Annotated in this window: 11 protein-coding genes; 4 read left to right on the top strand and 7 right to left on the bottom strand. The window is 65.4% G+C overall.

Translation table 11 applies throughout. The annotated features are described in order from the left end of the window. Position 1 precedes the first annotated feature (1 nt). The 5 genes from ACE10X_RS13545 to ACE10X_RS13565 are packed head-to-tail and all read right to left on the bottom strand — an operon-like array spanning position 2 to position 5,377. Entirely contained in the window at positions 2–1,534 is a 1,533-nt protein-coding gene (locus ACE10X_RS13545; protein ID WP_038388095.1) for an ABC transporter ATP-binding protein, read from the bottom strand. Continuing rightward, positions 1,531–2,214, bottom strand: coding sequence for a cysteine hydrolase family protein (locus tag ACE10X_RS13550; protein ID WP_038388096.1), 684 nt, complete (start codon positions 2,212–2,214; stop codon positions 1,531–1,533). The genes ACE10X_RS13545 and ACE10X_RS13550 overlap by 4 nt, the downstream gene beginning before the upstream one ends. 19 nt (positions 2,215–2,233) lie before the next feature. Then, a complete protein-coding gene (locus ACE10X_RS13555; RefSeq protein WP_028339446.1) occupies positions 2,234–3,160 on the bottom strand; it encodes an ABC transporter permease in 927 nt (308 codons plus the stop codon). Position 3,161: 1 nt separating this feature from the next. Further along, on the bottom strand, positions 3,162–4,271 hold the full coding sequence (locus tag ACE10X_RS13560; protein ID WP_038388097.1) for an ABC transporter permease: 1,110 nt from the start codon (positions 4,269–4,271) through the stop codon (positions 3,162–3,164). Further along, positions 4,268–5,377: a BMP family ABC transporter substrate-binding protein gene (locus tag ACE10X_RS13565; RefSeq protein WP_038388098.1), complete on the bottom strand. Its 1,110-nt coding sequence runs from the start codon at positions 5,375–5,377 to the stop codon at positions 4,268–4,270. The genes ACE10X_RS13560 and ACE10X_RS13565 overlap by 4 nt, the downstream gene beginning before the upstream one ends. A gap of 373 nt (positions 5,378–5,750) precedes the next feature. Here ACE10X_RS13565 and ACE10X_RS13570 point away from each other — a divergent pair, with 373 nt between their 5' ends. From ACE10X_RS13570 to ACE10X_RS13580, 3 genes are all read left to right on the top strand, one after another. Further along, positions 5,751–7,022: an allantoate amidohydrolase gene (locus ACE10X_RS13570; RefSeq protein ID WP_038388099.1), complete on the top strand. Its 1,272-nt coding sequence runs from the start codon at positions 5,751–5,753 to the stop codon at positions 7,020–7,022. A 199-nt stretch (positions 7,023–7,221) separates the two neighbouring features. Continuing rightward, positions 7,222–8,460 carry an ATP-binding protein gene (locus tag ACE10X_RS13575; protein ID WP_038388100.1) on the top strand — a complete coding sequence of 413 codons (1,239 nt, stop codon included), beginning with the start codon at positions 7,222–7,224 and terminating at the stop codon, positions 8,458–8,460. 149 nt (positions 8,461–8,609) lie between these two features. Next, positions 8,610–8,831, top strand: a complete 222-nt coding sequence (locus ACE10X_RS13580; RefSeq protein ID WP_038377517.1) for a hypothetical protein — start codon at positions 8,610–8,612, stop codon at positions 8,829–8,831. On the opposite strand, the gene ACE10X_RS13585 is transcribed toward ACE10X_RS13580, so the two are convergent. Further along, positions 8,779–9,750, bottom strand: a complete 972-nt coding sequence (locus tag ACE10X_RS13585) for a LysR family transcriptional regulator (protein ID WP_038388101.1) — start codon at positions 9,748–9,750, stop codon at positions 8,779–8,781. The two genes, ACE10X_RS13580 and ACE10X_RS13585, sit on opposite strands and share 53 nt — an antisense overlap. 86 nt (positions 9,751–9,836) lie before the next feature. On the opposite strand from ACE10X_RS13585, the gene ACE10X_RS13590 reads away from it, so the two are divergent. Further along, entirely contained in the window at positions 9,837–10,907 is a 1,071-nt protein-coding gene (locus ACE10X_RS13590) for a YeiH family protein (protein ID WP_038388102.1), read from the top strand. A gap of 63 nt (positions 10,908–10,970) precedes the next feature. Here the strand turns inward: ACE10X_RS13590 and ACE10X_RS13595 are convergent, their stop codons facing one another. Beyond that, positions 10,971–11,984 carry a formamidase gene (locus ACE10X_RS13595; RefSeq protein WP_038388103.1) on the bottom strand — a complete coding sequence of 338 codons (1,014 nt, stop codon included), beginning with the start codon at positions 11,982–11,984 and terminating at the stop codon, positions 10,971–10,973. Positions 11,985–12,192: the final 208 nt, after the last annotated feature.

Genomic DNA, 12,192 nt, shown 5'->3' on the forward strand with positions numbered 1-12,192 from the left:
TCTAGTGCCCTGCCATGTGCCGGCCGATCTCAGTGAGGTCGGCCTCGCTGGCGCGGGCCTCATGCACGAACGCGCCGTGGAACATCACGACCAGCCGATCCGACAGCTCCAGCAGCTCATCGAGGTCCTCGCTGACCAACAGCACCGCCGCGCCGCGATTGCGGGCGGCCATGATCTCGGCGTGGATCTGCGCCACTGCCGCGAAGTCAAGCCCGAAGCAGGGATTGGCGGCGATCAGCACCTCGACGTCGCCCGAAAGCTCGCGCGCCAGCACCGCGCGCTGCACATTGCCGCCCGACAGCGCCGCGATCGGCGTCTCCGGCGTGCGGGTCTTGATCTTGTAGCGGTTGATCTTGCGCTCGGCGTCGTTGCGGAAGGCGGTGCGGTTCAGCCACCAGCCGCCGCGCGCGAACGGGGCGCGATCGAACTCGCGGAATGCGATGTTGTCGGCGACGCTCATGCCGCCGACGCAGGCGTTCTTCAGCGGCTCTTCAGGCAGCAGCGACATCCTGTGGCGCCGCATCTCCGCGCGGCTCGCCGCATAGCTCTCGCCCTGGACGCGGATGGTGCCGCTCTCGGCCTCGCGCTGGCCGGCCAAAACCTCCACGAGCTGGCGCTGGCCGTTGCCGGACACCCCGGCGATCCCGACGATCTCGCCGCTCTTCACGGTCAGTGACACGCCGTGCACGGCGATCGCCCCGGCATCGTCGAGCGCGGTGAGCTTGTCGAGCTCGAGCCGCGGCGCGCCGACGTTCCCGGTGCGCGGCGGTTGCACCGTCAGCTGCTCGGCGCCGATCATGGTGCGGGCCATCTCGTCCGGTGTCAGCTCGGCAACCCGGCCGGTGCCGGCAAGCTTGCCGCGGCGCAGGATGGTCACCTCGTCGGCAAAGGCCATCACCTCGCGGAACTTGTGCGTGATCATCAGGATGGTGAGCTCGCCCGCGACCACCATCGCGCGCAGCATGCCGAGCACCTCGTCGGCTTCGCCCGGTGTCAGCACCGAGGTCGGCTCGTCCAGGATCAGGAAGCGCCGCTTCAGGTAGAGCTGCTTGAGGATCTCGCATTTCTGCCGCTCGCCGGCGGAGATGTCGGAGACTTTTGCGTCGAGCGGCACCTTGAACGGCATCCGCGCCAGGAAGGCCTCGAGCTCCTTCTTCTCCTTGCGCCAGTCGACCATCGCAGGCACGTCATCGCGCGCCAGCACCAAATTCTCGGCAACCGTCATCGCCGGCACCAAAGTAAAGTGCTGGTAGACCATGCCGAGTCCGAGCGCATGCGCGTCCTTCGGATTGGCGATGGCCTGCTGGCGGCCGCCGACGAGGATGTCGCCTTCGGTCGCGTGGTAATAGCCCATGATGCATTTCACGAGCGTGCTCTTGCCCGCGCCGTTCTCGCCGAGCAGCGCGTGGAATGAGCCTGGACGCACCTTGAGCTCGACATTGTCGAGCGCGGTGAAATCGCCGAACCGCATCGTCATGGCGATGGCATCGACGCCGAACGCGCCTGATGGTGCGGGCGGCTCGCCGATGATCATGACAGTGCCCCGATCAGGTCGGCGGATTTGGTCACTGCGCCGAACACGCCGCCCTGCATCTTGATCATCTTCAGCGCGTGGTCGTGATTGCCTTTGTCGGTCGCGCCGCAGCAGTCCTCGACCAGCACGCATTCGAAGCCGCGGTCATTGGCCTCGCGCATGGTGGTGTGGACGCAGACATCGGTGGTGATGCCGGTCAGCACGATATTCTCGATGCCGCGCAGCCGCAGCATCAGCTCGAGGTCGGTGGCGCAGAACGAGCCTTTTCCGGGCTTGTCGATAACAGGCTCGCCCGGCAGCGGCGCGAGGTCGGGAATGATCTCCCAGCCCGGCTCGCCGCGCACCAGGATGCGGCCGCAGGGGCCGGGATCGCCGATGCCGGCGCCGATCTGGCGCGAGCGCCAGCGCTTGTTGGCGGGCAGGTCGGCCAGATCAGGCCGGTGCCCCTCGCGCGTATGGATGATGTGAAAACCCTGCGCGCGCATCACCGCGAGCAGCTTCCTGATCGGCTCGATCGGCGCCCGCGTCAGCGAAAGGTCGTAGCCCATCTTGTCGACATAGCCGCCGACGCCGCAGAAATCGGTCTGCATGTCGATGATGATGAGCGCGGTATTCTCTGGCCGCAGATCGCCATTATAGGGCCAGGCGTAGGGCTCGGACTTGATGAAGCGCTTGGGCATGAAATGATCTCGCAAGATGCTATCGGGTGATGGACAATTCGGCGGGCGCGCCGGTCAGCGTGCGTTTCGGCGAGCAGGTGATGATCATGATCGCGAGCGTCAGGATGTAGGGCGCGGCGTTGAACAGATGATAGCCGGAGGTGATACCGACCGATTGCAGCGCGGGGCCGAGCGCGGCCGCGCCGCCGAAGGCGAGCGAGGCCCACAGGCACAGCATCGGGTCCCAGCGCGCGAAGATCACCAGCGCCACCGCGGTGATGCCCTGTCCCGACGAGAGGCCTTCGTTCCAGCTGCCGGGATAGAACAGCGACAGGAACGAGCCGCCGATGCCGGCGAGGAAGCCGCCGACCATGGTGGCGCGCAGCCGGATCAGCAGCACCGAATGGCCCATCGCGCGCGCCGCATCGGCGCTCTCGCCGGCGGTGCGGATCAACAGGCCCCAGCGCGTGGTCCTGAAGGCCCAATAGAGCAGCGGCGCGATCGCGACGCCGATCAGGAACAGCACGTTGATGCGCAGCGCCGCGCGCACCTGCGGCACGTCGCTCCACCAGCCGAAATCGATCGCCGGCAGCCGTGCGGCCGTTGGCTCGATCAGCGGCTTGCCGAGGAAGAACGCGAGGCCGGTGCCGAGCAGCATCAGCGCGATGCCGACCGCGATGTCGTTGACGCGCGGCAGCGAGCAGATGCCGGCATGCAGCGCCCCGAACAGCGCACCGGTGATTCCGGCCGCGAGCACCCCGAGCCACGGCGAGCCCGACAGATAGGAGATGCCGTAGGCGCTCATCGCGCCCATCACCAGCGTGCCCTCGAGGCCGAGATTGATGCGGCCACTTCGCTCGGTGATGCACTCGCCGAGGCTGACGAACAGGAACGGCGTCGAGACGCGGATGGCGCCGCCGAACACGGCGAGCGGGACGGTCCAGAGCCCGAGCGATGCGTCCGCCATGTCAGGACTTTCCCTTCAGGAAGCCGATGCGCCCGTAGAGCGCGTCGCTGGCCAGCACGAACACGAAGATGATGCCTTGCAGCACCAGCACGGAGGCGTCGGGCAGGCCGAGCCGCCGCTGCAACAGGCCGCCGGAGGCCGAGATGCCGCCGAGCAGGATCGCCACCGGAATGATCGCCAGCGGATTCTGCCGCGCCAGGAACGCGACCAGGATGCCGGTGAAGCCGTAGCCCGCGGCGAGGTTGGCGTTGGTGCGGCCCTGCACCGCCGCGACCTCGATCATGCCGGCAAGTCCCGCGCAGCTGCCGGCGAGGAAGCACACGGTCAGGATCAGCTTGCCGACACTGAGGCCGACGATCTTGGCGGCCCGGATGTTGCCGCCGGCAACGCGCGCCGCGAAGCCGAAGGTGGTGTGATAGATCAGGATGTAGGCGGCGACGGCGGCGACGAGGCCGAACACCAGGCCCCAATGCACATCGGTGCCGGGAATGGTGCCGATCATGTTGGCGGCGCCGATCTCGCGCGTCGACGGCTTGTTGAGGCTCGCCGGATCCCGCATCGGGCCCTCGACCAGATGGTTCAGAATCGCAAGCGCGATATAGACCAGCAGCAGGCTCGAGATCGTCTCATTGACCCCGCGATATTGCCGCAGGCCGCCCGACAGCGTGATCCAGAGGCCGCCGCCGATCATGCCCGCGATCACCATGGCGATCTGCACGACGATCGGCGCCGCGCCTTGCAGCGCCAGCGCGGCAGCGGTTGCCGACAGCGCGCCGATCAGCAGCGCGCCTTCGCCGCCGATGATCACCATGCCGAGCTGCGCCGGCAGCGCGGTACACAGTGCGGTCAGGATCAGCGGTGCAGCGCGGGTCAGCGTGTTCTGCCAGGAGAAGGCGGTGCCGAACGCGCCGTAATACATGTAGAAATACAGATCGAGCGGGTTCTTGCCGTACAGCGCGACAAAACCGCCGAACACCGCGAGCGCGCCGACCAGCGCCGCGGCCGGGATCAGGATGTATTCGATGCTCGCGCCGTGGCGCTGGAGGAATCCGGGATCGACGGCCGGAGCGATGCCGGCCGCCTCCACCGATTCCGCCGTTTCCGTCGTCACGCGGTGGCTCCGATCACGCCCTCGACGAGATAGTCCATCTTCTCGAGCTCGGGATCCTGCTGGCCGCGATCGGTGCCGGAAGCGATCACCGTCTTGCCCTTGTTGTCGACGAGCGGACCCTTGAAGATCGCGTACTCGCCGGCCATGAACTTGGCCTTGACGTCGTCGGCATGCTTGCGTGCTTCCGCCGAGACCATCTCGCCATAGGGCGACACCTTGACGATCTCTTCCTTGAGGCCGCCGCGATAGAAGTTCGGGATCGCTTCGCCGGCGGTGATCATCTTGACGAATTTCGGGTACAGCGCCTCCCAATTCCACTCGGCGCCGGTGAGATAGGCCTTCGGCGCCAGCGGCGACTGGTTGACGTGATAGCCGCATACGAAAGCGCCGCGGCGCGCGGCGTTCTCGACCATCGTCTTCGGTCCGTCGACATGGCAGGTCAGCACGTCGACGCCCTGGTCGATCAGGCTGTTGGTCGCCTCGGCTTCCTTGACCGGCATCGACCAGTCGCCGGTGAAGATCACCTGCGTGGTCGCCTTCGGGTTTGCGAGCCGGGCGCCGAGCGTGAACGCGTTGATGTTGCGGAGCACCTGCGGGATCGGCTTGGCGGCGACGAAGCCGAGCTTGCCGCTCTTGGTCGAATAGCCGGCGACGATGCCGGAGATGTACTGCGCCTCGTCGATATAGCCGAAATAGCTGCCGGCGTTCTTCGGGTCCTTGTCGGACCACAGCCCGCCGCAATGCTCGAAATGCAGTTTTGGAAACTTGCCCGCCATCTTGAGGACGTGCGGGTTGTAGTAACCGAACGAGGTCGGGAACATGAGCGTGGCGCCGTCGAGATTGATCATGGACTCGATGGTCTTCTCGACGGCATCGGTCTCCGGCACCTTTTCTTCCTCGACGACCTTGATGCCGGGAAGCTTCTTCACCGCCGCGGCTCCTTGCGCGTGCGCCTGGTTGTAGCCGTAGTCGTCGCGCGACCCGACATAGATGAAGCCGATCGTGGTTTCGGCGGCGGCCGCGCCACGAATGCCAAGCGTGCTGCCGAGCGCCAGTGCGGCGCTCCTCTGCAATAAATGCCTTCTTGAAATCCTGCCAAAATCCATCGCCTGCTCCCTCCGGCGGGTCCGGCCCGCCTGTCCTTGTCGCAGCCGCCCGACGGCGGAGCTTGAGGGAAGTGTCGCAAGCTTCATGCCAGAGCATGTTTGGCGGTCATTCCTCCGTAAGTAGCTGAATATACGTTGGAATGATGATCGGCTCCCGAACGCTCGGAAGCTGATTGAGATCAGTTTGCCTATTTTATGAGCGATCAATCGTTGTTGTATGCAATGCCGTTAAGCAGTCGCTAACCGCTGGACAGCCGGTGCGAGCCCGGTCGGGACCTGCGCACGACGCGCCATTTGCCGGCTGGTGAATCGGATCGGGCCTGCTACGAGTGAAGCGGGCTCCGGCGGCCGCGTTGGACTGATGGGAAACAGCATGAGCGAGACAAAACCGTCCTCGAAACCGTCTTCCCTTGGCGAAGAGATCGTGGCGCGGATCAATCAGCTCGCGACGATCTCCGAGACGCCGGAGCATCTGGCGCGAATCTTCCTCACCGACGAGCACCGCAAGGCGGCCGATCTCATCCTGTCCTGGATGCGCGAGGCCGGCATGAGCGCGCATCTCGATGCCATCGGCAATGTCTGCGGCCGCTACGAGGGCGAGCGGCCGGGCCTGCCGGCGCTGATGCTCGGCTCGCATTACGACACCGTGCGCGACGCCGGCAGATGGGACGGCCCGCTCGGCGTCATAACCGCAATCGCCTGCATCGCCGATCTGAACCGGCGCGGCAGGCGACTGCCGTTTGCGATCGAGATCGTGGGCTTTGCGGACGAGGAGGGCGTGCGCTTCGCCTCGACCCTGCTCGGCAGCCGTGCGGTCGCCGGCACGTTCGACGAGAGCGTGCTCAGCACGCGCGACCGCGCCGGCACGTCGATGCGCGACGCGCTGATCCAGTTCGGGCTCGATCCCGATCATATCGGCAAGGCGGCGCGCGCCCGCCGCGAACTGCTCGGCTATGTCGAGCTGCACATCGAGCAGGGCCCCGTGCTTGAGGAGAAGGCGCTGCCGGTCGGCGTCGTCACCGCGATTTCAGGTGCGACCCGGCTGGCCGCCAGTCTCACCGGCGTCGCCGGCCATGCCGGCACGGTGCCGATGCCGCTGCGGCGCGACGCGCTGGCGGGCGCTGCCGAATGCATCGGTGCGATCGAACAGTTTTGCAAGTCCGACGAACAAGGCCTCGTCGGCACCGTCGGCTATGTCAACGCGATGCCGGGCGCCACCAATGTGATCCCGGGCAAGGTGTCCTTCACCATGGACATCCGCTCGCAGAACGACATGCATCGCAAGCGCGCCGTCGCCGACATCGTGCGGCAGATCGAGGCGATCGCAAAACGCCGCGACCTCGCCTTGCAGATCGATGTCACCCACGAGAACCGCAGCGTGCCCTGCGCGCTGTGGCTCAAGACGCAGATCGCCGAGGCCGTCGCGGCCGAGGGCTATGCCGCGTTCGAGCTGCCGAGCGGGGCCGGGCATGACGGCATGGCGATGGTCGACGTCGCCGATATCGGCATGATCTTCGTGCGCTGCCGCGGCGGGATCAGCCACAATCCGGCCGAGCATGTCGAGCTCGCCGATGCCGACACCGGCGCGCGGGTGCTGCTGCGCTTCGTCGAGAACTTTCGTCCGCATGGTGCAGTGAATAGCTAAAATTGCGCGCTTCGCAGGCCTTCGCTGAGAAGCGCTTGCTGTCCACGTTGCGTCAGCACGCCGCAGGCAACGGTCCGGGGGCCGCTGCCGGTCCCGCCCCGTCGAGTACAGACAGAGCAGACCACCGTTTCCGGCTCAGCTGGGCTATTTGCGGGCCGGGCGTGAAGCGCTAGACTTGGTGCAACGGGGGGTAGTGGACATGAGGTCGTCCGTCGTCCAGGACGTTCAGTTCCCAAAGCAACCGGCGCTGCAGCTGATCTACGACACTGCGCCGATCGGTCTTGCCTACCTCTCTCCCGATTGCCGTTACCTTCAGATCAACCAGCGTCTCACCGAGATCTGCGGCATTTCGGTCGAAGGCCACCTCGGGCGTACGGTGCACGATTGCGTGCCCGCACTGGCTTCGGCGGTCGAAGGTATCGTTCGGTCGATCATGGAGACCGGAGAGCCCGTCACCGACGTGGAGGTTTACGGCCAGCGCCCGGGCCACAATGACGAGCGGTGCTGGATCACGCATTGGCATCCGCAGCGCGAACCGAACGGGAGCATCGTCGGCGTCAACGTTGCGGCCGAAGAGATCACCGATCGCAAGCGCAGCGAACGCGAGATCCGCGCCGCGCGCGATGCAGCCGAGAAGGCCCTGCACCATCTGCAGGAGACCCAGGCGTCGCTGATCGAGGCGGAAAAGCTCGCGGCGTTGGGTCGGCTGGTGGCCGGCGTCGCGCACGAGATCAACAGTCCGGTCGGCACCAGTCTCACCGTCGCCTCGGTGCTGGAGCAGAAATGCGCCGACTTCGCTGCCGAGGCCGCGCGCGGCAAGCTGAAGCGATCCAGCCTGAGCGATTTCATCGAAGTCGTCGAAAGCGCCTCGTCGCTGCTTGTCGGCAACCTCAAGCGCGCGGCGGATCTGGTGCAATCGTTCAAGCAGGTCGCCGTCGATCGCAGTTATTTCGACCGCAGCCAGTTCGATCTCGCCGCGGCGACCGAGCAGGTCCTTTCGAGCCTGCGTCCGGCCTTGCCGAAGAACAACCTGGCGCTCGAGGTCGATTGCCCGCCCGGTCTTGCCATGAACAGCTATCCCGGCCCCTACGGCCAGGTGCTGACCAACCTGTTCGTCAATTCGGTGGCGCACGCGTTTCCGGATGGCAAGGGCGGCACGATCGCGATCCGGCTGCGCGCCTCAGGCGCGGACCAGGTCGAGATCCTGTTCACCGACAACGGTTGCGGGATGGACGACGACGTGCTGCGGCAGGCCTTCGATCCCTTCTTCACCACGCGCCGCGACATCGGCCGCATCGGGCTCGGTCTCCACATCGTTCATAACATCGTCACGAACCGGCTGGGCGGAGAGCTCCATCTCGACAGTGCCCCGGGCATGGGGACACGCATGCGGATCACGCTGCCATGCGTGGCGCCGCAGCGCGTGACCGATAGTTGATGGCTGAAGGGGACGTCGAGAAGGAAATGCTCCCCGGCTTTCAGACCGGAAAACGTCCTTCCAAGTAACCGCCGCAAAAGGCATTCCACTACCCTTGCTTCCGCCCCCGTCGTCGCGACATTCTCAGGGTATTCCTGATGGTTAGGACGATGAGCCAATCCGCATTCGATCCCTTCGGCGAGCCGGTCCCCGCGGTCGATCCTTCGATCGCGAGCGAGGGCGTGTCGAAATGGCTGAAGACCGCGGGCACCAGCGTGTTCTGGGTGCTGGTGGTCGGCATCGTGCTGGCAAGGGCCGTCTATTTCGAGCCCGGCGTGTTCAGCTTCGAGCATGCCGTTGCCTGGGCCCAGGGTCTGTTCGCCGCGCTCTAGCCGCAGGCCCGCGCGGCGCCGTCTTCGCCGTTTGCGCCTCCCGAATGATCCCCTCGAACGCCACTGCCGCCGGCACGTCCAGACGGCCGGGCGATTTCAGTTGCCAGAGCGTGCGCTCGATGTGGACGCCCTTGATCGGGATCACCTTCAGCTTTCCGAGCTTCACCTGATCGTCGATCGTCGCGATCGACACGATGGCGACGCCGACGCCTGCCGCCACCGCCTGCTTGATCGCCTCGGTGCTGCCGATCTCGAGCGTCCGCTGCGGCTCGACGTGGTGCGCGGCCAGCGCCTGCGCGACCACCTCGCGCGTGCCTGAGCCGGGTTCCCGCACGATCAGGATCTCGTCATTCAGCGACCGGATGTCGATCGGCCCCTGGACCGCTGCGAAGCGATGATCCGGACCCGCGATCAGCGCCATCACGTCGGTACGCCAGGCTTCGCTGACCAAATTCTCGTCCTCGACCGGTCCCTCGACCAGCGCGATCTCGATCTCGTGTCCCAGCATCAGCGCGGCGATGTCGCTGGTGTTGGCGCTCACGACGTGCAGATCGATGCCGGGAAAGGCGCGGTGGAACACGCCGAGATATTCCGGGATCATGTAGGTCGCGATCGTGGTGCTGGCACCGATCCGCAGCGAGCCGCTGTCGAGGTTGCGCAGCGCCTGCAATTCGTCCTCGGCGGCGCGTTCGGCCGCGAACAGGGTCTCGGCATGCCGCGCCAGCGCCGTGCCCTCCCGGGTCGGCCGCACCCCCTTCGGCGTGCGGTCGAGCAGCCGGCAGCCGACCTGCAGCTCGAAATCCCGCACGCCCTTGGAGATCGCCGGCTGGCTGATGTGCAGGAGGTCGGCGGCGCGGGAGAAACTTCCGGTTCTCGCCACGGCCGCGAACAGGCGGAGCAGATGCAGGTTGAGGGACATAACTTCTCTCTATCGGGGCAGTCCGAAAATATATTAGCCAAGAGGGGTGCCATGGCGCATAAAATCTTCTCCGAAAAGAGGATTTTGTGCCGGAACAACAACAAGACCAGGGGCAGAAGCAGGGGGCGTCGAGGCGCATATTCCAGCTCATTCCGGGGATTCTGCTCTGCGGGGTCGTCACGGTGATTTCGCTCGGCATCCAGGCCGCCGAGGAGCGCGTTTTCGACCATCCCTACATCGAGGCCCTCGTCGTCGCGATTCTGCTCGGCATGGCGGTGCGCACCGCCTGGGAGCCGTCGGAGCGCTGGCGCTCGGGCATTGCCTTCAGCGCCAAGCAGCTGCTCGAGGTCGCGGTGATGCTGCTCGGCGCCTCCATCAGCTTTGCCGCGATCGTGGCATCGGGCGGGCTGCTGATCGGCGCCATCGCCGTGACCGTCGTGATCATGCTGGCGGTGAGCTACGGCCTCAGCCGGATGCTCGGGCTCAAGACCAAACTCGCCATCCTGATCGCCTGCGGCAACTCGATCTGCGGCAACTCGGCGATCGCGGCGGTGGCGCCGGTAATCGAGGCCGATGGCGACGACATCGCCTCGTCGATCTCGTTCACCGCCATTCTCGGCGTGCTGATGGTGCTCGGCCTGCCGCTCCTGATTCCGCTGCTCAAGCTGACGGCGACGCAATACGGCATCCTTGCCGGCCTCACCGTCTATGCCGTGCCGCAGGTGCTGGCAGCGACCGTGCCGGCGGGCATCGTCAGCACCCAGATCGGCACGCTGGTCAAGCTGGTGCGGGTGTTGATGCTGGGCCCGATCGTGATCGGCCTCTCGCTGCTGGTGGCGCGGCGGCGCAAGGCCGGCGCCGCCAGGGAGGGCACTTCAAAGGCGGCCTCGATCAGCCCGTTCAAGCTGGTGCCCTGGTTCATCATCGGCTTTCTGGTGCTGGCCGCGCTGCGCTCGTTCCAGCTCGTGCCTGACATCGCGATCGCGCCGGTGACCAAGACGGCGGCGATCCTCACCGTCGTCTCGATGGCAGCTCTCGGTCTCGGCGTCGATGTCCGGGTGCTCTCGACCGTCGGCGGCCGGGTGACGGCCGCCGTCACGCTGTCGCTGATGCTGCTCCTGGGCTTGAGCATCGGCCTCGTGCACTTCTTCAAGTAAAGCATGATCCGGAAAAGTGTGGAGCGGTTTTCCGAAGAGATCATGCTCACATCAAAGGGCTGGCTACTCGGCGGCCTTCGCGGTCTTGCCGAACATCCGCGTCGGTGCGGGAAAGCCGCAGGACGTGCCGTCGGTGATCTTGACCTGATCTTCCCAGGGCAGGCGGAAGCGGCCGGACACCATGTCCTGCATGAACGTGTAGGGGCAATCCATCGCGCCGCCCTTCACAGCGACATAGCCGCGGTGCCAGAGCTGATAGATGTTGTTCTCGACGCCCCAGTTGATCCGCGCCTCGCGCACGAGGTCGGGCCGCACCTCGGCGGTGATGATCTCGTCGGCCCGTCCCGTGGTCCCGTGCGCGATGATGCTGCCGTCGAAATTGACGATCATGCCTTCGCCCATCGAGTCGAACGACCCATCCGAGCCGCACATACAGACATTGGCCGTCACCATCAGGTTCTGGAACGCGTTGGCCTGGTTGGTGAAGCGCCAGCTGTCGCGGATCGGCGCGGTGTAGCCTGCGGTGCGGATCATGATCTCCGCGCCCTTGTAGGCGCATTCACGCGCCATTTCCGGGAACATGCCGTCATGGCAGATGATCAGCGCGATCCTGGCGCCTTTCGGTCCGTCGATCACGGGAATGCCGATGTTGCCGGGCTCCCACGGCTCGACCGGAATCCAGGGATGGAATTTGCGGTAGTACAGCTTGATATCGCCGTGATCGTCGATGATCAGCCCTGAATTATAGGGGTTACCATGCGGATTGAACTCCATGATGGAGAAGCAGCCCCAGATCTTGTTCTCGATGCAGGCCCGCTTGAAAGCTGCGACTTCAGGCCCGTCGAGCCGGCACATGATCTCCGGATTGGTATCCATCGAGAGGCCGTGCAGCGAGTATTCGGGGAACACGACGAGGTCCATGGTTCCGAGGTTGCGCCGCGCCTTGCCGACCATCCATACGATGCGCTCGGTCTGCCGTGCCAGGTCGGACCTTGTCGCAACCACAGGCAACTGCAGCTGCACCAGTCCGATTACCACGCCATTTGGTGATTTGTTGAGACCGCCAAGTCCATTCATGCCTGTCCTCCCGCCTGTTTGAAATGGGCTGTCATTTCGCGAACGATGATCTTCGTTCGGTCGGGGCTCCCAGCTAGCAACGATCATGCCAGCAAGATCGCAGAATGCGCAAATGCAGGCGTACGGTCACATGCTGATCGGGATCGCCGCGATGCGCCGCATCATTGCGCAATGGCACGCGGTTTGCTTAATCAAATGCGGGTTTTCT

The organism is Bradyrhizobium sp. Pha-3 (assembly GCF_042258325.1).
In the GTDB taxonomy this organism is placed as follows: Bacteria; Pseudomonadota; Alphaproteobacteria; order Rhizobiales; family Xanthobacteraceae; genus Bradyrhizobium; species Bradyrhizobium elkanii.